This is a genomic window from Brachybacterium sp. J144, assembly GCF_036321705.1.
In the GTDB taxonomy this organism is placed as follows: Bacteria; Actinomycetota; Actinomycetes; order Actinomycetales; family Dermabacteraceae; genus Brachybacterium.
Map to the genome: position 1 here is coordinate 250040 of NZ_JAZDCG010000001.1, position 21740 is coordinate 271779.

General features: G+C 71.8%; 17 protein-coding genes. 7 read left to right on the forward strand and 10 right to left on the reverse strand.

Going from position 1 to position 21740, the window contains the following annotated elements; translation table 11 throughout:
* Positions 1 to 2: 2 nt before the first annotated feature.
* Positions 3 to 1328: an MFS transporter gene (locus V1260_RS01105; RefSeq protein ID WP_329744949.1), complete on the forward strand. Its 1326-nt coding sequence runs from the start codon at positions 3 to 5 to the stop codon at positions 1326 to 1328.
* 95 nt (positions 1329 to 1423) lie between these two features.
* Here V1260_RS01105 and V1260_RS01110 read toward each other — a convergent pair whose 3' ends face one another.
* Together V1260_RS01110 and V1260_RS01115 are read right to left on the reverse strand one after the other, a co-directional pair.
* Entirely contained in the window at positions 1424 to 2059 is a 636-nt protein-coding gene (locus tag V1260_RS01110; protein ID WP_329744950.1) for an L-threonylcarbamoyladenylate synthase, read from the reverse strand.
* Between the two features lie 73 nt (positions 2060 to 2132).
* The gene (locus V1260_RS01115) at positions 2133 to 2498 is read right to left on the reverse strand and encodes a DUF952 domain-containing protein (protein ID WP_329744951.1); all 366 of its coding nucleotides are present in this window, start codon (positions 2496 to 2498) and stop codon (positions 2133 to 2135) included.
* Positions 2499 to 2522: 24 nt separating this feature from the next.
* Here V1260_RS01115 and V1260_RS01120 point away from each other — a divergent pair, with 24 nt between their 5' ends.
* From V1260_RS01120 to V1260_RS01135, 4 genes are read left to right on the forward strand one after another with little or no spacing between them, the layout of a single operon-like run.
* Positions 2523 to 2882 (forward strand): GNAT family N-acetyltransferase, encoded by a 360-nt coding sequence (locus tag V1260_RS01120; protein ID WP_329744952.1) that lies wholly within the window; start codon positions 2523 to 2525, stop codon positions 2880 to 2882.
* Positions 2879 to 3373 carry a low molecular weight protein-tyrosine-phosphatase gene (locus tag V1260_RS01125; protein WP_329744953.1) on the forward strand — a complete coding sequence of 165 codons (495 nt, stop codon included), beginning with the start codon at positions 2879 to 2881 and terminating at the stop codon, positions 3371 to 3373. Before V1260_RS01120 ends, V1260_RS01125 begins: the two co-directional genes overlap by 4 nt.
* Positions 3370 to 4839: an amidase gene (locus V1260_RS01130; RefSeq protein WP_329744954.1), complete on the forward strand. Its 1470-nt coding sequence runs from the start codon at positions 3370 to 3372 to the stop codon at positions 4837 to 4839. Before V1260_RS01125 ends, V1260_RS01130 begins: the two co-directional genes overlap by 4 nt.
* Positions 4836 to 5306: an RNA-binding S4 domain-containing protein gene (locus V1260_RS01135; protein WP_329744955.1), complete on the forward strand. Its 471-nt coding sequence runs from the start codon at positions 4836 to 4838 to the stop codon at positions 5304 to 5306. Before V1260_RS01130 ends, V1260_RS01135 begins: the two co-directional genes overlap by 4 nt.
* A gap of 66 nt (positions 5307 to 5372) precedes the next feature.
* On the opposite strand, the gene V1260_RS01140 is transcribed toward V1260_RS01135, so the two are convergent.
* The gene (locus V1260_RS01140) at positions 5373 to 6836 is read right to left on the reverse strand and encodes a PrsW family intramembrane metalloprotease (RefSeq protein WP_329744956.1); all 1464 of its coding nucleotides are present in this window, start codon (positions 6834 to 6836) and stop codon (positions 5373 to 5375) included.
* 305 nt (positions 6837 to 7141) lie between these two features.
* Between V1260_RS01140 and V1260_RS01145 the strand changes: the two genes are divergently transcribed.
* A complete protein-coding gene (locus tag V1260_RS01145; protein WP_329744957.1) occupies positions 7142 to 9868 on the forward strand; it encodes an ATP-dependent Clp protease ATP-binding subunit in 2727 nt (908 codons plus the stop codon).
* 34 nt (positions 9869 to 9902) lie between these two features.
* Here the strand turns inward: V1260_RS01145 and V1260_RS01150 are convergent, their stop codons facing one another.
* From V1260_RS01150 to V1260_RS01175, 6 genes are all read right to left on the reverse strand, one after another.
* Positions 9903 to 11084: a WXG100 family type VII secretion target gene (locus tag V1260_RS01150; protein WP_329744958.1), complete on the reverse strand. Its 1182-nt coding sequence runs from the start codon at positions 11082 to 11084 to the stop codon at positions 9903 to 9905.
* Positions 11085 to 11287: 203 nt separating this feature from the next.
* Positions 11288 to 14209 carry a leucine--tRNA ligase gene (gene leuS, locus V1260_RS01155; RefSeq protein ID WP_329744959.1) on the reverse strand — a complete coding sequence of 974 codons (2922 nt, stop codon included), beginning with the start codon at positions 14207 to 14209 and terminating at the stop codon, positions 11288 to 11290.
* Positions 14210 to 14471: 262 nt separating this feature from the next.
* Positions 14472 to 15884, reverse strand: a complete 1413-nt coding sequence (locus tag V1260_RS01160; RefSeq protein ID WP_329744960.1) for an extracellular solute-binding protein — start codon at positions 15882 to 15884, stop codon at positions 14472 to 14474.
* Positions 15881 to 16804: a carbohydrate ABC transporter permease gene (locus tag V1260_RS01165; protein WP_329744961.1), complete on the reverse strand. Its 924-nt coding sequence runs from the start codon at positions 16802 to 16804 to the stop codon at positions 15881 to 15883. Before V1260_RS01165 ends, V1260_RS01160 begins: the two co-directional genes overlap by 4 nt.
* A 13-nt stretch (positions 16805 to 16817) precedes the next feature.
* Positions 16818 to 17831, reverse strand: coding sequence for a carbohydrate ABC transporter permease (locus V1260_RS01170; RefSeq protein WP_329744962.1), 1014 nt, complete (start codon positions 17829 to 17831; stop codon positions 16818 to 16820).
* Between the two features lie 225 nt (positions 17832 to 18056).
* Entirely contained in the window at positions 18057 to 18983 is a 927-nt protein-coding gene (locus V1260_RS01175; protein WP_329744963.1) for an AEC family transporter, read from the reverse strand.
* Positions 18984 to 19228: 245 nt separating this feature from the next.
* Here V1260_RS01175 and V1260_RS01180 point away from each other — a divergent pair, with 245 nt between their 5' ends.
* Positions 19229 to 21205: an oxidoreductase gene (locus V1260_RS01180; protein WP_329744964.1), complete on the forward strand. Its 1977-nt coding sequence runs from the start codon at positions 19229 to 19231 to the stop codon at positions 21203 to 21205.
* 106 nt (positions 21206 to 21311) lie between these two features.
* Here the strand turns inward: V1260_RS01180 and panD are convergent, their stop codons facing one another.
* Positions 21312 to 21737 (reverse strand): aspartate 1-decarboxylase, encoded by a 426-nt coding sequence (gene panD, locus V1260_RS01185; protein WP_329744965.1) that lies wholly within the window; start codon positions 21735 to 21737, stop codon positions 21312 to 21314.
* Positions 21738 to 21740 lie beyond the last annotated feature (3 nt).

Consider the following 21740-nt stretch of genomic DNA (forward strand, 5'->3'; position numbering starts at 1 on the left):
TCGTGAACGCTCACTCCGCGCCGTCCCGTCGGCCCGCCCCGGTGCCCGCCGATGCGCGCCGCGCGCGCTGGGCCGTGTCCCTGCTGTTCCTGCTCAACGGGGCGTCGTTCTGCGCGATCCTGCCCCGCTACCCGGAACTGGTCGAGAGCATCGGGCTGAGCAACACCGCCTTCGGGCTCGCCGTGGGCATCGGCCCGATCGGTGGGCTCGTCGCCGGTCTCGCGGCCGCGCGCCTGATGCGTCGCTGGGGGAGCGCTTCGGTCGCGGTGATCGCGCAGGTGGTCGCCTCGACCAGCCATCTGCTGGTGTACGTCGCGAGCTCCTGGCTGTGGCTCGCGGGGGCGCTGATCATCGCTATGGCGGCCGACGCGATCACCGACATCTCGATGAACTCGCACGGCATGCGGGTCGAGCGTCGCTACCGCCGCTCGATCATGAACAGCTACCACGGCTGGTGGTCCCTCGGCGCGGTGGGCGGCGGCCTGTTCGGCTCCGCCGCCGCCCAGCTGGGGGTGGCGCTGTGGCTGCAAGGCCTGGTGGGCCTCGTGGTCTTCGGCGCCGCCGCGGTGGTCTCCCGGTGGTTCATGCTCGCTGGGGACGACGCGACCGAGCGGACTGCGCCGACTCCCGCTCCCGCCGGCGCGGTCGCGGGCCCCGCCCCGGGTTCCGCGGGGGAGGTGCCCGCGGCGCCGGTCCCGGGCGGGATGCGGATCGCCGGGATGACGCTGCGCTCCCTCGGTCTGGTGTGCGCTCTGGGCACGATCCTGGTTTTCGCGGGCTCCACCGAGGACGCGGGCAGCACCTGGGGTGCGCTGTTCATGCTCGACACCTTCGAGGTGACGCCCTTCGCGGCCGGCCTCGCCTTCGTGGCGCTGCAGGGGGCGCAGACCATCGGGCGCTTCACCGGCGATGCCGTCGTCGATCGGCTCGGCGACCGCGCGACCGCTCGCCTCGGCGCGGCGGTGAGCGCCCTCGGCATGACGCTCGCCCTGCTGCTGCCCAGTCCGGCCACTGCGATCATAGGCTTCGCCGCCGCCGGCTGGGGCGTGGCGACCCTGTTTCCCGCCGCCTACCGGGCGGCCGATGACATGCCCGGGGTGCCCCAGGGCGTCGGCCTCACGGTCGTGGGCTGGTTCGCGCGCCTGGGCTTCTTCGTCTCGCCGCCGATCGTCGGTGCCCTCGCCGATGCGCTGACCCTCCGCTACGCCCTGTGGATGGTGCCGCTGTACGCGGTGGGGATCCTGGTGTTCTCGGGCGCGCTGTCGGGACGGTTCGACCGCCACGGCACCGGGTCCGAGGCGTCCGGAGACGTCGACGCCGCGCGCTGATATCGAGCGCCGAGCGCCGAGCGCCGAGCGTCGAGCGTCGACGACCGTCGCCCAGCCGCTTCTCCCGCGCGGAGAGCGCCGCGCGGGCGTCGGGCTCAGAAGCGGCTCGTGTCCCCGGCGCCCTCCCGGGCGATCACCAGCTCGTCGCCCGTGAGGTCCACGACGGTGGTCGGCTCGAGGCCCACCTCGCCCGCGTCGATGATCGCGTCGACCTGGTCGGCGAGCAGGTCCTGCACCACCCAGCCCTCCGACGGCGGATCCTCCTGGCCCGGCAGCAGCAGCGTCGAGGAGACGATCGGCTCGCCGAGCGCCTCGACCAGCGCACGGGCGACCCGGTGGTCGGGGATCCGCACGCCGACCGTGTGCTTCTTGGGGTGGGCCATCTTCCGCGGCACCTCCTTGGTGGCCGGGAGGATGAACGTGTACGGGCCCGGGGTCGCGTTCTTGACCAGGCGGAAGGTGGGGTTGGAGACGATCACGAACTGCCCCAGCTGGGCGAAGTCGGCGCACACCAGGGTGAAGTGGTGGTCCTTGCCGACCTGGCGGATGCGGCGGATGCGCTCGAGACCCTCCAGGGCGCCGAGGGAGCAGCCCAGGGCGTAGCAGGAGTCGGTCGGGTAGGCGATCAGCCCGCCGTCGCGCAGGACGGCGACGGCCTGCTCGAGCAGGCGCGGCTGCGGGTCGACGGGATGGATGTCGAGGTAGCGGGCGGAACCGGAGGATCTGGCCATGCTCGATGCTACGTCCGCGCGCGCCGCGACGCGACGGCACCGGGAGGGACGCCCGGGGAGCGCGGGGGAGCGCTCAGGCGACGACCACGAACTCGCGGCCGATCCACTTCGTCCGGCGCAGGCGCAGCACGGCGCTGACGGGCAGCGGCCCCTTGATGTGCGGATAGCCGCGGCCGCGGCCGTCGTCGTCCGCCTCGATGTCCACGGCGACCCCGGAGGCCTCGACCCGCGCCACGTCGATCTCCAGGATCACGAGGTCCGCGGGGCGGTCCGGGTACACGCGCTTGGCGACCCCGGAGACCTGCTCGGGCCAGGACGCGTGGATGTAGCCGACCTCCGAGAGGTCGCGTCCCCGGGTCGCCTGGGTGTAGATGCCCGTCCGTGCGGCCGCCTCCCAGGCGGCCAGCTCGGTGATGTGCCAGATCAGGGGCGCGGGCATGAGCGGCAGTGTACCGTGACCGGCATGGATGGGACCTCCCCGGCTCCGGGCGCGGTGCGCCTGCTCCACGACGACGACCGTGATCGGTACCAGGCGCTCGACGGCGAGGAGGTGGTGGCCGTCCTCTACTACGAGGACGAGCATCCGCCCGCGGCCGCCGCCGCGCCGGGGAGCGCCCGGGATCCGGCGCCGCCGATCCTCCGCGATCTGCGCTCGACCGTCGTCACGCCGGCCCGCTCGGGCCGCGGCCTCGGCTCCTCCCTGGTGCGCTTCGCCCTCGACGACATCCGTGCGCAGGGCCTCCGCGTCCGGGCCACCTGCTGGTTCGTGCGCGGATGGATCGAGCGCCACCCCGAGTACGCCGACCTGCTGGAGACCCCGTGACCTATCGCGTCCTCACCGTCTGCACCGGCAACATCTGCCGTTCCCCCCTGGCCGAGCACGCCCTCCGCGCCGCCGCCCGGGACGCCGGCCTCGAGGACCGGGTGGAGGTCGCCTCCGCCGGCACGACCGGCTGGGAGGAGGGCAATCCCGTCGATCCCCGGGCGGGAGCGCTGCTGGCCCGCCACGGGCTCGACGCCTCCGCCCACCGGGCCCGGGCGATCGACGCGCAGGAGCTCGCCGAGGCCGATCTGGTCCTCGCCCTGGACCACGACCACGTCGAGCCGCTGCGCCGCCTCGGCGGCGCGGGCCTCGCGGGGCGCCTGCACATGGTGCGCGACTTCGCGCCCGCGCCCGTCGAGGACACCGGCATCCGCGACCCCTGGTACGGGGACGAGAGCGACTTCGAGACCGCCTGGGAGCAGATCCAGGAGTCCGTCCCGGGGATCCTCGACCGGATCCGGGAGGATCTCGGCGTCCGGGGCGGACGATGAGCGCGGACGCCGCACCGGACGCCGACGCACCGCTCTCGGCCCTCGGCACCGCCGCCGCGCTGCGTCGCGGGGAGCTCGACGCGCGCGAGCTCGCCGAGGACGTGCTCGAGCGCGCCCGCTCCGTCGGCGCGCGCGTGGGGGCCTTCGCCCATGTGCTCGAGGACCTCACCCGGCGCCAGGCGGAGGAGGTCGCCGCCCAGCTCGAGGACGCCCGTCGCCACGGCCGCCTCGAGGAGCTCGCGGCCGAGCGGCCGCTGCTGGGCGTCCCTCTGCCGATCAAGGACCTCTCCCGCATCGCGGGGGAGCCCTTCGAGGCGGGCAGCCTCGCCCTGCGCGGCACGGTCGCCGAGGTCACGGACGGCGTCGCCCAGCGGCTGCTCGACGCCGGCACCCTGACCGTCGGCAAGACCAGCACCCCCGAGTTCGGGATGCCCTGCTACACCGAGCCCGCCACCGGCGCCCCCGCGCGCACCCCCTGGGACCTGCGGCGCACCGCCGGGGGATCCAGCGGGGGAGCGGGCGCCGCCGTCGCCTCGGGCATCGTCCCGATCGCGCACGGTTCCGACGGGGGCGGCTCGGTCCGGATCCCGGCCGCCTGCTGCGGCGTGCTGGGTCTGAAGCCCTCGCGCGGCCTCGTCTCGCCCGGACCCTTCGGCGCCGAGGGCATGGGGCTGGTGACCGACGGGATTCTCGCCCGCACCGTCGCCGACGTCGCCGCCGGACTCGACGTGATCGCCGAGCAGCTCCCGGGGGACGCCGCTCCGCTCCGGCCGGAGCCCGGCGGCTATCTCGCCGGGCTCGGCGGCCCGCTGCGCCCGCTGCGGATCGGGGTGTTGCGCGAGCCGCTCGCCGCCGAGACCGTGATCCATCCCGCCGCGCTGCGCGGCGTCGACCGCGCGGTGGGGCTGCTGCACGAGCTCGGCCACGAGCTGATCGAGGTGCCCGCCCCGTTCACCGCCGAGGAGTGGACCCCGTTCATGCCCCTGTGGACCGTCGGCGCGGCGACCCTGCCGCTCGCCGCGGAGCAGGAGGCGCAGCTGCTCGAGCTGACCCGTTGGCTGCGGGAGCGCGGGCGGGCATACTCCGGGGCGGAGCTCGCCCTCGCCCTCTCCGGGGTGCAGTCGCTCGCGCGTCGCACCGGGGAGGCCTTCGCCCCCTTCGACGTGATCCTCTCGCCGGCGCTCGCCGGACCGCCGGCCCTGCCCGAGACCCTGCAGCTGGACCGCGGCGAGGACGACTTCGACGCGCAGCGCGCGTTCACCCCGTTCACGAGCACCTGGAACATGACCGGCAGGGCCGCCCTCGCCGTGCCGCTGCACCGGGAGCGGATCGACGGGGTCGAGCTCCCGCTCGGGGTGCTGCTCGGGGCGACCCGCGCCGGGGACGATCTGCTCCTGCTGCGGCTCGCGGCCCAGCTCGAGGCCCATGACCCGTGGCCGCTCGTGCGCGAGCCCGTCGACGCATGACCGGGGACGGGACGACCTCCGAGGCGGACGCCTCCCGGCCGCTGCCCCCTCCCGGGGCGACCGGGCCGTCGTCGGTGCGCCTGGACGTCTGGCTGTGGAGCGCCCGGCTGATGCCCACCCGCTCCGCGGCGACGGCCACCTGCCGCGCCGGGCACGTGCGCCGCAACGGCGAGCCGGTCAAGGCCGCTCAGCGCATCGTCGTCGGGGACGAGCTGCGGATCCGCTCCGCGGGCCGGGAGCGGATCATGGTGGTCACGACGATCCTCGTCAAGCGGGTCGGGGCGCCCGTGGCCCGCACCGCCTACGAGGACCACAGCCCCGAGCCGCCCCCGCAGCTCGCCGCGGCGCCGCCCCGCCGTGACCGAGGCAGCGGGCGTCCCACCAAGCGGGAGCGTCGCGCCCTGGATCGGCTGCGCGGCCGCGACGAGCGGCTGCGCCTGCTCGAGGACGACCTCGAGGACGACTGAGGGCGGGCACCCCGATCGGGATCCGTCGGATCCGTCCCGGAGCGCCCGCCCTCGTCGCCCGCGCGCTCAGCCGGAGTGCGAGAGCAGTTCCTGGCGGTTGGCGGTCAGGCGCTGCAGCAGCATCGACTCGGTCGCGACCACCTTCGGGTTCGCGCCGTCGGCGAGCAGCCGCTGGCGGATCGAGGCGAGATCCGCGCTCTCGCGGATGAACCGCTTCATGACCTTCCGGGCGCCGATCTGGCTCGCCCAGTTCTTGCCCTCGCGACGTCCCTTCCAGGTGGCGAGCATCGCGACCTCCTCATGGGTGAGCCAGCCCTGGTTCGCGTAGTCGCCGAGGCGCACCTTGGTCAGCCGCGCCTCGTCCCAGATGAGCACCACGATGAAGATCAGCCAGACGAGGGAGAGCAGCATCTCGGCGCCGAACATGACCACGAGCATGCCGAGGCCGCCGCCCAGGGAGGCGAAGAAGTTCCACGCGGCGTGCAGCAGCATGCCGGGGATCAGCGCGGGCAGGAACACCAGGAAGCCGGTGATGGTGCCCCACTTGCGGACCACGAAGCCCACAGTCACACCGGTCAGCGAGGTGTAGATGGCGTGACCGAAGATGTTCAGGACGCCGCGCAGCACGAAGGTGAACAGCACGCCGATCTCGCCGCCGGACTCCACGCTGCGGGTGTAGTAGAGGATGTTCTCGGTGAAGGCGAAGCCCGCGCCGAGAAGGGTCCCGTAGATCATGCCGTCGAGCGGGCCGTTGAAGTAGCGGCGGGCGAGGATCAGCAGCAGCAGCAGGCCCAGGCCCTTGGTGAGCTCCTCGACGATCGGCGCGCTGATCACCGCCCCGACCCAGCTCGCGAGCTCCCCGTTGCCCGTGACGGTGTAGACGATGTTGCTGTTCAGCGTGTTGAAGATGTAGCTCAGGCCCGCGGCGATCGCGGCACCCCAGAACACCGCGATGAACAGCAGCGGGATGGGCTGGGGGTCCCAGCGATCGGCGAGGAGGATCATCCCCAGGATCACCACGAGCGAGATCAGGGCGAGAAAGGCGCTGATCGGCCACCAGATCGGGTTCGAGCTCGAGCCGACGACGAACTGGAGGAAGAAGTAGCCGAGCACGACCAGGGCGAGGAAGCCGAGGATCACGAGCGCCAGCCACACCACGATCGAGGTCGCCGGCGGCTGCACCGGCGCCTGGGCGACCTCCTGGACGCGGCGGGTCTGGGTGGCCCAGGCGGACTGCGGCTGGGCCTGCTGGGGTCGCTGGATCTGCGCCGGAGCGAAGCGGGCGGCGGTCAGCCCCGAGGCGGGGCGCACCGAGGTGTCGTAGGCGCGCGGGTTGCCGTAGTCGACGTAGCGCGGCTGGGACTGGAAGGACGGCGCGCCGGGGGCCGACGATGTCGCGCCGGGCCGGGGCCGGCCGTTGGGCATGTACTGGCCGCCCTGCGGCGGGTACGGGGACTGGGACATGAGGGCCTCGGTTTCGACGTCGAGCAGGTCAGGGATGATCCCGGGGACGAGGTCGGCGTAGTGCACCCCCACACGACACGCACCGGGCTCCGGTGCGATGCTACAGGCCGGGAGGTCGCCATCCGTGATCCACGGCACCAGGGAGGAGGCCGGCTGCGGTCGGCGCAGGTCGGGAGGTCCGCCCGGCGCGGCGGGGCGCAGTGCGCGGGCCGACGGGCGAACCGCCCGAGGTTGAGCGGAATAGACTCAACTCTGGGGTCGTTGCAGGGACCGGGAGGCGACCGGACCCGGGGCCTCCGGACCGGTCCCCGGCACCCCGCCGGCAGGACTGCCGTCCCCGCACAGGACCGCACCGTCGAGGAAGGAGCGCCGTGGAGTTCCAGTTCACCCACCGTTCGCAGGAGGCCGTGACCGCGGCCGCCCAGAGAGCCGTCGAGCTCGGCAACCCCCAGATCAGCTCGCTGCACCTGCTGTGGGCCCTGACCGCGCAGGCCGACGGCATCGGCCGTGCCGCCCTCGAGGAGGTCGGCGCCGATCCCGCGCAGGTCCTCGCCCGCGCCGAGTCCGCGATCGCCGACCTCCCGCGGGTCAGCGGCTCGACCACGGCCTCGCCCACCTTCGTCGGCACCGGGTTCGACGCCCTCGAGGCCGCGCGCCACGAGGCCGACCGGGCCGGACGCACCTACCTGTCCACCGAGCACCTGATGATCGGCATCGCGCTCGGCAAGGACGCCGCCGCCCGCCTGCTGGGCTCCCTCGGCGCGAGCCCCGCCGCCCTCCGCGATGCCGTGACCCGCCTTTCCCCAGGAGATGACCGCATGAACCAGATGGACTCCCAGAACCCCGAGGGCACCTTCCAGAGCCTCGAGAAGTTCGGCATCGACCTCACCGAGCAGGCCCGCGAGGGCCGCCTCGACCCGGTGATCGGTCGCGACGCCGAGATCCGCCGCGTGATCCAGGTGCTGAGCCGGCGCACCAAGAACAACCCCGTGCTGATCGGCGAGCCGGGGGTCGGCAAGACCGCCGTCGTCGAGGGGCTCGCCCAGCGCATCGTGGCCGGGGACGTCCCCGACTCCCTGCGGGGCAAGCGCCTGATCTCGCTCGACCTCTCCTCGATGGTCGCGGGATCCAAGTACCGCGGCGAGTTCGAGGAGCGGATGAAGGCGGTGCTCGACGAGATCCGCACCAGCAACGGGCAGATCATCACCTTCATCGACGAGCTGCACACCGTGGTCGGGGCCGGCGGCTCGGGCGACGGCGCGATGGACGCCGGCAACATGCTCAAGCCCATGCTCGCCCGCGGCGAGCTGCGGATGGTCGGCGCGACCACGCTCGACGAGTACCGCGAGAACATCGAGAAGGATCCCGCGCTCGAGCGCCGCTTCCAGCAGGTCTTCGTGGGGGAGCCGAGCGTCGAGGACACCATCACGATCCTGCGCGGCCTCAAGGACAAGTACGAGGCGCACCACAAGGTCTCCATCACCGATGCGGCGCTGGTCGCCGCCGCGACCCTCTCCAACCGCTACATCTCCGGGCGCCAGCTGCCGGACAAGGCCATCGACCTGGTCGACGAGGCGGCGTCCCGGCAGCGCATGGAGCTGGACTCCTCGCCGGAGCAGCTCGACATCCTGCGCCGTCAGGTGGACCGGTTGAAGATGGAGGAGCTGGCGCTCGCCGGCAGCGACGACCCCGGCAGCGTGGCGCAGCTGGAGTCGGTGCGCGCCCAGCTCGCCGACCGCACCGAGGCGATGACCGAGCTCTCCGCCCGCTGGGAGCGGGAGAAGGCCGGGCTGAACCTCGTGGGCGATCTCAAGGCGCAGCTCGAGCAGCTGCGCATGCAGGCCGACCGCGCCCAGCGCGAGGGCGATCTGACCGCGGCCTCGAAGATCCTCTACGGCGACATCCCCGCGCTCAAGGCGCAGCTCGTCGAGGCCGAGGAGGACGAGGCCGCCGGCGCCTCGGAGCAATCGCGGCCGCTGGTCTCCGAGCGCGTGGGGCCCGATGACATCGCCGACGTGGTCGGCAGCTGGACCGGCATCCCCGCCGGTCGGCTCCTGCAGGCCGAGAGCGAGAAGCTGCTCGAGATGGAGGACATCATCGGGCAGCGGCTGATCGGTCAGCGGCGCGCCGTCCAGGAGGTCTCCGATGCGGTGCGGCGGGCCCGGGCGGGGATCGCCGACCCGAACCGGCCCACCGGCTCCTTCCTGTTCCTGGGCCCGACGGGCGTGGGCAAGACCGAGCTCGCCAAGGCGCTCGCCGACTTCCTCTTCGACGACGAGCGGGCGATGGTCCGCATCGACATGTCGGAGTACGGCGAGAAGCACACCGTCTCCCGACTGGTCGGAGCGCCTCCGGGATACGTCGGCTACGACGAGGGCGGCCAGCTGACCGAGGCGGTCCGGCGCCGGCCCTACTCGGTGGTGCTGCTGGACGAGATCGAGAAGGCGCACCCCGATGTCTTCGACGTGCTGCTGCAGGTGCTCGACGACGGCCGCCTCACCGACGGCCAGGGGCGGACCGTGGACTTCCGCTCCTCGATCCTCATCCTGACCTCCAACCTCGGGGCGCATCTCCTGCAGGACCCGCAGCTCGGGGAGGCGGAGAAGCACGAGAAGGTGATGCAGGTGGTGCGGGCCTCCTTCAAGCCCGAGTTCCTCAACCGCCTGGATGACGTGGTGATGTTCGAGTCGCTCTCGCGCGAGCAGCTCTCCTCGATCGTCACGCTGCAGATCCAGGAGGTGGCCGGGCGGCTGAGCGATCGTCGGATCCGGCTCGAGGTCGACGGGGCGGCGACCGCCTGGCTCGCCGAGGCCGGCTTCGACCCGCTGTACGGGGCGCGCCCCCTCAAGCGGCTCGTGCAGAAGGAGATCGGCGACGCCCTCGCCCGGCTCATCCTGCGCGGTGCCGTCCATGACGGCGAGCTCGTGCGCGTCACCGTCGCGGAGGACCGCAGCGGGCTGCGGCTCGACGTGGTCGGCGAGGGCGAGCCGGGAGCAGAGGGCGAGGCGCTTTCCGCCGAGCAGCCGCAGGCCGCCGAGCCCGCCCCGTCCGCCGAGCCGGCCCCGCCCGCTCCGGAGGCACCGGGCGACGAGGACTGATCCTCGCCGATCGACGCCGCGGCCGCGGTGCGGATCACCGGGGATCCCAGGGCATCCGCACCGCGGAGCGGCGTCGGTCGTACCAGGTCTCGGCATCGATCGCGGCCTGCCAGCGCGCCTCGTCCCGCTCGAGCCGCGCCATGGTGCTCTGCTCGAACTGCTCGAGGCGGGCGGAGGTCTCGGGGCTGAACGGTGCGATCCCCTCCGCGAGGTGCCCGCTCGAGGCGGCCACGGCCTCCACCGCGGAGGGGACGGGATTCGCGGTGACGGTGTCCAGCGCGATCTCCGCGTGGCGGAAGCCGCCCCGCTCGACCGCACGCACCACGCCCCCGAGGTCCCGGTCGCCGATCGCCGTGGAGACGTCCGCCGTGGTCTGGGAGACGTTGGCGATCCCGCGGTCCACCCCGTCGATGTACTGGGCGAGCATCGAGCGCTCGCCGAGGGCGGCGCCGCCGAGATCGTGCCCGATCTGCACCAGCGAGATGCCCCCGGTGTAGCCGCCGAGCCCCGCCTCCTCCATCCGATGACGGGCCGCGTCGTAGTACCCCTCTCCCGCCTCGTAGAACGTCGGCAGGGAGGCGACGTCGCCGACCACCGGGATCTTGCTCAGCCACAGACGGCGATCGGCCTCCGCCTCCTCGAGCCGGCTCCCGTCGGGGGCGAACGACTCGCCCTCGGGGAGCTCGCCCGGACCGTAGGCGCCGTGCAGCGCCCCCGGGTCGAGAGGTGCCGCGAAGGGCCCTCCGACCAGGGGACCGAGCGGCCCGTGCTCCGCCTCGTACTCCTGCACCCGGTCCTCAAGGTCGCGGAAGAGCCCGACCGGGTCGGGATGGGCCATCGGCCCGCCGACCTCCGGCACGAAGGGATTCGAGCCCGGGGGCGACGGCGGGATGCTCCCGCCCCGCGGCGGGAAACCGGCGCGGACGCCCGCGAGCGGGTCGCCGGCGCCGTCGGCGGCGGAGGCCCGCTCCTGCTCAGCGGCCTCGTCCTGGATCTGCGCACCCCTCGCGTCGAGCGCTCGGCAGGCGGCGAGGAGATCGCCGTCGACCTTGCCGAAGCGCGCGCGATGGGCCTCGGCATCAGGGCCCTCCCAGCGGAGGGCGGCGGTGCGCTCGCGAAGTCGCTCGAACAACTCGCGCAGCTGCTCGGCCCTCTCGAGGATGGTCTCGGCGAGTTCGTCCATGGCGGTGGGATCGGATCCCCAGATGCTGGTCATGTCGCGACCGTAGGAGCCGGGACGGCTGCGTGTCCGCCCGTCTCCCGCCGTTGTGGATACCGGGGCATTGGGGAGGAACGGTTCCGCGCGCTCGGCGTCCCGCCCCGCCGACATGCCGACGGGCCCGGGACCCCTCGGTCCCGGGCCCGGCCGGTCACCCGTCGCGGAGGACGGATTCAGGTGCGTCGGTGCAGGTCAGCGACTCACACGACGATGTTGACGATCTTCGGGGCGCGGACGATGACCTTGCGCACCGTCTGCCCCTCGAGCAGCTCCTGCACCCGCGGCTCGGCCAGGACCAGTGCCTCGAGGTCCGCCTCGGAGATCTCCGGATCGACCTCGACGCGGTGGCGCACCTTGCCCTTCACCTGCACCACGCAGGTGACCGCGTCGGCCTTCAGCAGCTCCGGGTCCGCGGTCGGGAAGGGCTCGCGCGAGATGCCGCCCGTGTGGCCGAGCCGCGCCCACAGCTCCTCCGCGAGGTGCGGGGCGAGCGGGGCGACCATCAGCACGAGCGGCTCGATCGCCCCGCGCGGGGAGACGCCCGCCTTGGTGAGGTGGTTGACCAGCTCGATCAGCTTGGCGATGGCGGTGTTGAACTGCATGCCGGCCATGTCCCGGCCCACGCCGTCGATCGCCCGATGGGTGGCCCGCAGGGTGTCGCGGTCCGCGGGATCCTCGGAGACCAGCAGCTCGCCGCTCTCCTCGTCGACCACGAGGCGCCACAGCCGCTGCAGGAAGCGCTGCGAGCCGACCACGGAGCGGGTCTCCCACGGACGGGACAGGTCCAGCGGGCCCATCGACATCTCGTAGACGCGCAGCGTGTCCGCCCCGTACTCCTCGTACATGTCGTCCGGGGTCACCGAGTTCTTCAGCGACTTGCCCATCTTCCCGTACTCCTGGGTGACCGGCTCGCCCCGGTAGGTGAAGGTGCCGTCCTCCTCCGCGACGACCTCCTCCGCGGGCACGTGCACCCCGCGGGAGTCGGTGTAGGCGAAGGCCTGGATGTAGCCCTGGTTGAACAGGCGGTGGAAGGGCTCCTGGCTCGAGACGTCACCGCGGTCGAAGAGCACCTTGTGCCAGAAGCGCGCGTACAGCAGGTGCAGCACGGCGTGCTCGACGCCGCCGACGTACAGGTCGACGCCGCCGACCGCGCCCTCGCCCTGCGGGCCGAGCCAGTACTCCTCGTTCTCGGGCCGCACCAGGACCGAGTCCTCGGTGGGGTCGATGTAGCGCAGGTGGTACCAGGAGGAGCCCGCCCACTGCGGCATCGTGTTGGTCTCGCGCAGGTAGGTCTTCGGGCCCTCGCCGAGGTCGAGCTCGACCTCCACCCAGTCCTCCGCCCGGGACAGCGGGGTCTGCGGCTCGGTGTCGCGGTCCTCGGGGTCGAAGGTCTTCGGGGAGAAGTCCGCGACCTCCGGCAGGTCCACGGGCAGCAGCGACTCCGGCAGCGGGATCGGGGTCTGCGGATCCGCGGGGTCGTAGACGATCGGGAAGGGCTCGCCCCAGTAGCGCTGGCGCGAGAACAGCCAGTCGCGCAGGCGGTAGGTGGTCCGGGCCCGGCCGAAGCCGCGCTCGGTCGCGAAGGTGGTCGCCCGGGCCTTGGCCTCCTCCTTGCCGAGGCCGTTCAGGTCCAGATCGGCGGAGGCGGAGTTGATCTTCTCGCCGTCGCCGGTCCAGGCGCCGCCGGCGAAGTCCTCGGGCGGGCGCACGGTGCGGATGACCGGCAGCTCGAAGCGCTCGGCGAAGGCGAAGTCGCGCTCGTCCTCGGCGGGCACGGCCATGATCGCGCCGGTGCCGTAGCCGGTCAGCACGTAGTCGGCGGTGAACACCGGGATCTCGCGGCCGTCCATGGGGTTCACCGCGAACCAGCCGGTGAACACGCCGGTCTTCTCGCGGTCCTCGGCGGTGCGCTCCTCGGCGCCCAGCGCCGCGGCGCGCTCCTGGTAGGCGGTGACGGCCTCGCGGGGGGTCGCGGCGCCGCCGGTCCAGGCGTCCTTCGTGCTCTCGGGCCAGGCTGCGGGCAGGGCGGAGGTGTCCTCGAGCAGGGGGTGCTCGGGGGACAGGACGGTGAAAGTCGCGCCGAACAGGGTGTCCACGCGGGTGGTGAAGACGTCGAAGGAGCCCTCCGCGGAGCCGGCGAGGGCGAAGCGGACCTCGGCGCCCTCGGAGCGGCCGATCCAGTTGCGCTGCATGGCGCGGATCGACTCGGGCCAGTCCACGCGGTCCAGGTCGTCGATCAGACGGTCCGCATAGGCGGTGATGCGCATGTTCCACTGTCGCAGGCGCCGCGTGAACACGGGGAAGTTCCCGCGCTCGGAGCGGCCGTCGGCCGTGACCTCCTCGTTGGCCAGCACCGTGCCGAGGCCCGGGCACCAGTTCACCGGGGTCTCGGAGATGTAGGTCAGGCGGAAGGCGTCGGCCAGGCGCGAGATCTCCGCGTCGCTCGCGGCGGGGACCTCCGCGGCCGAGCGGCCGGCCCACTCCTCGGGCAGCTCCAGGCCCTGGCGCGCGGCGAGCGCGAAGGGATCGACGGCGCCGGTGCGCAGCTCCTCGCGCAGCTCGGCGATGGGACGGGCGCGGCCGGTCACGCCGTCGGCGTTGGGGGCCTCCGGGTCGTACCAGGAATCGAAGATGCGCAGGAAGATCCACTGCGTCCACTTCACGAAGGCCGGGTCGGTGGTGGCGAGCGAGCGGCGGGCGTCATGGGACAGGCCCAGGCGGTGCAGCTGGCGGCGCATGTTCGCGACGTTCGCCTCGGTGGTCACCCGCGGGTGGGTCCCGGTCTGGACGGCGTACTGCTCGGCGGGCAGGCCGAAGGCGTCGTACCCCATCGTGTACAGCACGTTGCGGCCCAGCATGCGGTGGTGGCGGGCCACGACGTCCGTCGCGATGTAGCCCAGCGGGTGGCCGACGTGGAGCCCCGAGCCCGAGGGATACGGGAACATGTCCATGATGTACGACTTGGCGCTCGCGTCGGCCGGAGCCGCGGACTCCGCGCCGTCGTGCAGCGCGCCGACGGGGTTGTCGGCGTGGAAGGTGCCCTCCTCGTCCCAGCGCCGCTGCCAGCGGCGCTCGATCTCGTCGGCCAGCGCGGCGGTGTAGCGGTAGGGGGCCTCGCTCATGGGTGTTCGTCCTCCACAGGGTCGATGCGGCTGTTCTCCGAGGGGCGGCGGCCGCGGGTCGGTCGTGACATGAAAAAACCCTCGCGCAGGCGAGGGGAGCCGCGTCGGTGCCCGCGGGCGGCCGGTCGCTCAGAGGAGCGGTCCGGGCGCGGGCTCTGGCCGACGCGGCCGCATAAGCAGCTGCCGGTGAGTCACCCGGTCATGGTACAGCGCCCCGGCCTCCCCACGCGGGGGCGACCGGGGCGCGGTGACCGGGGGCGCGTCAGGTGGTGCCGACGTCGGAGATGTCGAAGTTCGGATCCGGCTCCCCGAAGCCCTCCGGGAGGGTGATCGGGCAGAACTGCTGCATCGTCGGATCCACGTACTGCTGGGCCTCCTTGACCAGGTTCTCAGGGGTGTCGGACTGCTGGTTGAGGCTGCCCTGCATCGTGAACATCGCGTCCCACAGCTTGGTGCCGACCGGCAGCGGGGGACGGGACTTGGCGTAGGCCATCAGCTCCACGAAGAAGGCGATGTCCTTGTTCCAGCCCTCGGGATCCTTGACCGTCTCGATGTTCGTGGGAATGCGGCTGATCTGCGGCATCATGATCTTCTGTCCCTCGTAGCCCGCGTAGAACGTGAAGAACTTCCACGCCGCTTCGGACATGCTCGCCCCCTTGGGCATCGTCAGTGCGAAGCCGCCGGCCCAGGTGAACGGGTCGTCGCCCTCGTTCGGGACGGGCAGGTGGGTGACCGAGTACTCCATGTCCGGCTTGTAGTCCGCCTGGCCCTGCACCCCCCAGGGCCCGGTGATCTGGAACAGCTGCCGGTCCGAGAAGAAGGACGTCTGGGTGGGCGGGGCGTTCGGCGGCTGGTACGTCGCCTTGAAGGCGTCCAGGCGCGGGAAGTCCAGACGCTCGATCCAGCCCTCATACATGGTGGCGACGTCGAGCATCTCCTGGGAGTCCAGCAGCACGTGGCAGGTCTCGTTGGAGAACATCGGCACATCGTTGGCCATCGCCCACATCAGCAGCGAGGCCTGGTCGTCCCAGGGGATCCAGGTGACCCGCTCGTACGTCCCGCGCTCGTCCTGGACGTTGAACTGGTCGTTGATCTCCCACATCTGGTCGTAGGACATCGGGCCGTTCGCGGGATCGAGCAGCTTCGGGTCGATCCCGGCCTCCTTGGCTAGGCCCATGTTGACGTACATGCCGCGTGTGTCGGTATCCATCGGCAGCCCGTAGTACTGGCCGTCGTAGAACAGCTCGTCCGTGGCGAACTTGACCCAGCCGGACATGAACTCCTCCGGCGAGACCCCCTCGTACTCCTCGATCAGGGGATCGATCGGCTCGAGCAGTCCGAGCGAGGCGAACTGCGCGCCGTTGAACCGGTCCATGAAGTAGACGTCCGGGCCGGTGCGTCCGCGCACGGCGGTGATGACGCTGGAGGCGTCGCCCTGACCGTTGGACGGAACCTGGGAGATCTCGACCTTCACGTCGGGGTTCTGCTCCGTGAAGGCCTCGACGACCTGGGCCTCCTTCTCGGCGTCCGAGGCCCAGATACCCCAGACACGCACCGTGTTCGGATCACGCTCCTCGCCGACGGGACGATTCGTGCAGCCCACGATGGAACCGCCTGCGACCGTGACGGACGCGCCCGCACCGAGTGCCTTCAGCAGGGTTCGACGATCGATCACTTGAAACCTCCGAGGGTGATGCCGCTGATGAAGTAGCGCTGGAAGAGGAAGAACAGGATGACCAGCGGCAGCAGCACCAGGAAGGACGCGGCCATGAGCAGGTTGAACTGGATGTCCTGCGAGTTCACGGAGCGGAACACCTGCATACCGATGGAGAGCGTCTGCTTGCTCTGGTCCTGCAGGTAGATCAGCGGGCCCATGAAGTCGTTCCAGGTGCCGACGGCGGAGAAGATCGCGATCACGGTCACCGCGGGACGGGCCGTCGGGAACACGATCCGCCAGGCGATCGTCCATTCGCTCGCGCCGTCCACCCGGGCCGCGTCGAGCATGTCGCGCGGGGTCTGCAGCATGAACTGCCGCAGCAGGAAGGTGAAGAACCCGCCGGCGAAGAGTGCCGGGGCGATGAGCGGGACGAAGGTGTTCACGAAGCCCAGGCCGGCCCACATGTCGAACATGGGGATCAGGGTCACGGGGAAGGGGAGGAACAGGGTCGCGAGGACGATGAAGAAGACCTTGTTGCGTCCCGGCCAGTCGATGCAGGCGAAGCCGTAGGCGACGATGAAGTTCGAGACGACGCTGAAGACGACCACGCAGATCGTGATGAAGGCGGTGTTCCGGAAGAAGGTCCAGAACGGCATGATCGTGACGGCGTCGGAGAAGTTCTGCCAGCGCAGCTCCGTGGGGAACAGCGTGGGCGGGAACTGCGCGAGCTCCTCGGGGGTCTTCAGCGCCGAGATGAGCATCCAGTAGAGCGGCAGCGAGAAGAGCAGCAGCACGATGAGCATCACGAGGCGCGAGATCCAGGCGCTGAGCGCGCTGGGCCGCGAGCCGTCGGGGTTGCGCCCGTAGTTCGAGCGGGACTTGAGCGGGGCACCGGAGCCGAGGTTCTGCGTTCCGGTGCTGACGGTGTTGATGGCCATGTCGGGGTCCTCCTCAGCCGGCCGAGACGTCGTAGTTCACGAACCGGCGGGAGAGCCAGTAGATGAGTCCGGCGAGCACCATGCCGAACAGGAACAGCAGCACCGCGAGCGCCGAGGCGAAGCCGAGCTGGCCGTAGGAGAAGGCGTTCCGGTAGAGGTACAGCATGTAGAACAGCGTCGAGTTGTCGGGACCGCCGTTGGTCATGATGTAGGCCTCGGTGAACACCATCATCGCGCCGGAGACACCTGTGATCAGGTTGAACAGGATCGTCGGGGTGAGCAGCGGCAGCGTGATCGCGGTGAACTGACGGAAGCGGGAGGCGCCGTCGATGCGGGCCGCCTCGTAGAGGGTGTCGGGGATGTTGCGCAGGCCCGCGAGGTAGATCAGGGCGGCGTTGCCCGCACCCAGCTGGGCCATCACGATCATCACGATCTTCGCGTACCGCGGCTCGCCCAGCAGGTTCGTGTCGGGCATGCCGAACAGGCCCAGGAACTGGTTGACGATGCCGAACTGCGGGTTGACGAAGACGATGAAGATGAACGACATGGCGAACATCGGGATGAGCGAGGGCAGGTACAGCAGCGTCCGGTAGATCGCCACCTCCCGCACGTTGCGGTTCATCGCGATCGCGAGCAGCAGGGCCACGACCATGCCCACCGGCACGGCCAGCAGCATGTAGTAGACGGTGTTGCCGACCGAGGTGCGGACCATCGGGTCCATGAAGGCCGAGATGTAGTTCTGCAGGCCGATGAAGGTCGGCGTCTGCATCCCGGAGTACTGGGTGAGGCTGATCACGAAGGAGTAGATCAGCGGATAGATCACGAACACTGCGACGCCGATGATCCACGGCGAGATGAACAGCAGTCCGTTGCGGAGGTTGCGCTTCTCCCGTCCGGTGAGGGGCCGGCGCTTGGGCCGCCCGCCTCCGGAGGGGGCCCGCGCCCCCGTCCCTGTGCTCTGGTCGCCGACGGCTGCGGTGCCCGGAGTGCCCGGTCCGCCCGTCGCGACGGCGTTGCTCGCGCTCATCGCTCTCCCTTCGCTGGGCCGCCGCACCCTCGTTGGTGCGGTGGAGGGATCAGGGCCGACCGGCCCCCGGCCGCCCGCGATCACGGGACGGCCGAACCCTGTGACGGAGGTTACTCACAACGATGGACTAATGCAATGGTGCGCGCGCGCATGCGGACGCGTGTCGAGACGCGTCGGACGCGACGACGTCCACGTGGGAATCGCGAGGGGGCGCGGCGCGCCCGCTCAGATGCCGGCGACGCCGGCGATCAGCAGCAGCACCACCACGGTGCCGATCGTCGTGATCAGCACCGTGTCGCGAGCGAGATTCTCCGCCGCGCGATACCGGGAGGCGGCGACGAAGACGTTCTGCGCCGTCGGCAGCGCGGCCATGACGACCACCTCGTAGAGGCTGTGCCCCTGAAGGCCCAGCAGCAGGCCCACGCCGAGCGCGATGACGGGCATCGCGAGCAGCTTCGCGCCGGAGGCGAGCGCGATCAGGCCGCGATAGCCGTCGGCCTTCGCGAGCGGCTTCGAGCCGTGCAGCGACAGGCCGTAGGCGAGCAGCATCGCGGGGATCGCCATGTCGCCGAGCGACTGGAACGGATCGAGGACCACCTGCGGGACCCGCACATGCAGCAGGGCGAGGGCCACGCCGACGGCCGCCGCGATGATGGTCGGGTTCGCGCTGATGCTGCGCAGGATCCCGGTGGGGCCCATCGAGCCCTTCCGGGTCACGTGATGCAGGGCGAAGAGGTACAGCGGCGTGTAGATCGCCTGCTGGAAGAGGATCACGGGGAGGGCGTGCGAGATGTCGCCGAGCACGTACGCCGCGATCGGGAAACCCATGTTCGCGCCGTTGACCACCGAGCCGCTGATCGCCGTGACCACGAGCTCCGCGCCGCGCCGCTTCGTGGTCAGCCGCAGCACGAGCATCAGCAGCGCGCCGGTCGTCAGCCCCGAGATGCCGGCGACCGCCATCGGCGCCGAGAAGATCTCCTCGAGGTCCGAGTCGAGCAGGCCCACGAGCACGAGCGCGGGGGAGCAGAGGAAGAAGGTCGAGCGGTTCAGCACGTAGCGGCCGTGCGGCCCGAGGATCCCGGCGCGGCCGGCGATCCACCCGACCGCGATGATCGACCAGACGATGAAGAACCCGGCGAGGACCCCGCTCATCGGCGGCGGAGGGGCTGGGTGCGGGTCACCCGCGAAATCCTATCCGGTTCACCGCGGGAGAACGCTTCCCTACCGGGACTCGGACGCCCGCTCCGCCGTCCCGGTCCCGCGGCGAGCCTCCGCGACGCGCCCCTCGGAGCACCCGGAGGCTGCGACATCCTCCCGCGCGGGGACCTTCGCCGGATCGGCGCGGGCGGCGCGTTCCTATCGTGAGGAGCATCACCACACCCCGAGGAGGAGCCCCGATGACCGCCCCGACCATAGCCCCCACCCCCGAGCGCCCCGCCGACCCGACGTTCGAGCACCTGCTCGCGCCGCTCCGCGTGGGGCCGCTCACCCTCCCCAACCGCGTGATCATGTCGCCGATGGGCACGGAGATGGGCACCGAGGACGGCCGCTCCACCCCGCGCGAGGCCGCTTACTACGCGGCCCGCGCCGCGGGCGGCACCGCGCTCGTGATGACCGGCGTGAACTTCCTGCAGTCCGATCTCGAGCCGATCGCCCCCGGCCTCGCCCGCGCCGACACCGACGAGCACACCCCGGGGCTGCGCGGCATCGCCGACGCGGTCCACGCCGCCGGCGGGCTCGCCGCCCTCCAGCTCACCCCAGGCCTCGGCCGCAACAACCAGTACTACGACCAGATGGGCATGGAGCCTGTCTCCTCGAGCGAGAACCCGTACTTCTTCGACCCCTCGCGGACCTGCCGGGCGCTGAGGACCGAGGAGATCCGCCTCATCGTGCAGCGCACCGGGGAGGCCGCCCGCCGCGCCTTCGAGGCCGGATTCGACGTGATCGACCTCCATGGCCACACCGGCTACCTCATCGACCAGTTCATGTCCTCGGTGTGGAACTCCCGCACCGACGAGTACGGCGGCAGCCCCGCGAACCGGGCCCGCTTCGCCGTCGAGTGCCTGCGGGCCGTCAGGGAGAACGCCCCAGGCGTCGTCGTGTCCTTCCGCATCTCCGTCGACCACCGCTTCCCGGGAGGCCGCACCTGGCAGGAGACCCAGCAGCTGGTCGTCGAGCTCGAGGCCGCGGGACTCGACATGATCCTCGCGGACGACGGCTCCTACGAGGCGATGGACTACGTGTTCCCGCCCTACTACCTGGGCGACGACTGCATGGTCTCCGCCGCCCAACGCCTCAAGGACGTGCTCACGATCCCCGTCGCCGCGTGCGGCAACATCACCCCGGAGAACGGCGAGCGGATCCTCGCCCGCGGCGACGCGGACCTCATCGCGATCGGCCGCGGGCTCATCGCCGACCCCGACATCGTCCGCAAGCTCCGCGCCGGCCGCCCCCAGGACGTCCGCCCCTGCATCCGCTGCAACCAGCTGTGCACCGGCAACGCGTTCTTCGGCAAGGCCATCGGCTGCGCCGTGAACCCCGAGGTCGGCTACGAGGGCGTGCGGGTCATCGAGCCCACCGACGCCCCGCGCCGGATCGCCGTCCTCGGCGCCGGCCCCGCGGGACTCGAGCTCGCCCGCGTCGCCGGCGCCCGCGGCCACCGGGTCGACGTCTACGAGCAGCGGGAGCGGATCGGCGGCGTGCTGCTGCCCGCCGCGACCCCCGACTTCAAGCGCGAGCTGCGCCGCATGATCCCATGGTGGGAGGAACAGTTCGCCCAGCTCGACACCGTGCGGCTCCACCTCGGGGAGCGGGTCGAGCCGGACGATCCGCGGCTCGCCGAGACCGACGAGGTCGTCGTCGCCGTCGGCACCACCGCCCTGCTCCCCGCGAGCATCGGCGGGCTCGACCGCGAGGACGTGCTGGACGTGCTCGCGTTCCACGAGGGCGCGCCCGTCGGCGACCGCGTCGTGGTATGCGGCGGCGGGCTCTCCGGCGCCGATGCCGCGCTCGAGCTGGCCCAGGACGGCCACCGGGTGACCGTCGTCGAGGCGGCCGACGAGATCGCGCGCGACATGCTGATGCTCAACCGCACCTCGCTCCTGCGCCGCCTCGAGGAGACCGGCGTCGAGCTGCTCACCTCGACGACCGTGCAGGAGGTCACCGACGACGGGGTGCGCGTCGCGACGGCCGACGGCGAGCGGGTCCTCCCCGCGGACACCGTCATCGCCGCCTTCGGCCTGCGCCCGGCGACCGCACAGGTCGAGGCGCTCGAGGCGCAGGGGCTGAGCGTCCGTGCCGTCGGCGACTGCGTCGCTCCGCGCAAGGTGGGCGATGCGATCAACGACGCGCACGTGCTGGGGCTCGAGCTCTGAGCCGCCCGGGAGGGCGCTGAGCCGCGCCCGACGGCAGAGCGCTCCCGGACCGTTCGGTCCAGGAGCGCTCTGCTCGATGACGTCTCGCGCGGACGCCCGCGGGGGCTCAGTGCCGGCCGACGCTCGTGCGGCCGTTGATCTGATCGGGCATGCCGGGGACCGGCTCGGCGCCGTCGTCGCCGATCGCGACGATGCGGTTCTCGCCGTCGACGTGCACCACGCGCGGGTGGTGCCCGGGGATCTCGGCGGCCTCGAGCTGCCCATAGGCCATGATGATCACCAGGTCGCCGGGGCTGACGAGGTGGGCGGCCGCGCCGTTGATCCCGATCACACCGCTGCCGCGCTCGCCGGCGATCACATAGGTGACGAGCCGGGCGCCGGAGGTGATGTCGGCGATGGTGACCTGCTCGTGCTCGACCAGGCCCGCGGCCTCGACGAGGTCGGCATCGATCGTCACCGAACCGACGTAGTGCAGGTCAGCCTGCGTGACCGTGGCCCGGTGGATCTTCGAGGTCATGAGAGTGCGCATCATCAG

Excerpts from the sequence above, each read along its gene's own strand:
- V1260_RS01180 (WP_329744964.1), top strand. The coding sequence starts at position 19,229 with ATGACCGCCCCGACCATAGCCCCCACCCCCGAGCGCCCCGCCGACCCG.
- panD (WP_329744965.1), bottom strand. The coding sequence starts at position 21,737 with ATGATGCGCACTCTCATGACCTCGAAGATCCACCGGGCCACGGTCACG.
- V1260_RS01150 (WP_329744958.1), bottom strand. The coding sequence starts at position 11,084 with ATGACCAGCATCTGGGGATCCGATCCCACCGCCATGGACGAACTCGCC.
- V1260_RS01175 (WP_329744963.1), bottom strand. The coding sequence starts at position 18,983 with ATGAGCGGGGTCCTCGCCGGGTTCTTCATCGTCTGGTCGATCATCGCG.
- V1260_RS01165 (WP_329744961.1), bottom strand. The coding sequence starts at position 16,804 with ATGGCCATCAACACCGTCAGCACCGGAACGCAGAACCTCGGCTCCGGT.
- V1260_RS01170 (WP_329744962.1), bottom strand. The coding sequence starts at position 17,831 with ATGAGCGCGAGCAACGCCGTCGCGACGGGCGGACCGGGCACTCCGGGC.
- V1260_RS01115 (WP_329744951.1), bottom strand. The coding sequence starts at position 2,498 with ATGCCCGCGCCCCTGATCTGGCACATCACCGAGCTGGCCGCCTGGGAG.
- V1260_RS01135 (WP_329744955.1), top strand. The coding sequence starts at position 4,836 with ATGACCGGGGACGGGACGACCTCCGAGGCGGACGCCTCCCGGCCGCTG.
- V1260_RS01120 (WP_329744952.1), top strand. The coding sequence starts at position 2,523 with ATGGATGGGACCTCCCCGGCTCCGGGCGCGGTGCGCCTGCTCCACGAC.
- V1260_RS01110 (WP_329744950.1), bottom strand. The coding sequence starts at position 2,059 with ATGGCCAGATCCTCCGGTTCCGCCCGCTACCTCGACATCCATCCCGTC.
- leuS (WP_329744959.1), bottom strand. The coding sequence starts at position 14,209 with ATGAGCGAGGCCCCCTACCGCTACACCGCCGCGCTGGCCGACGAGATC.
- V1260_RS01130 (WP_329744954.1), top strand. The coding sequence starts at position 3,370 with ATGAGCGCGGACGCCGCACCGGACGCCGACGCACCGCTCTCGGCCCTC.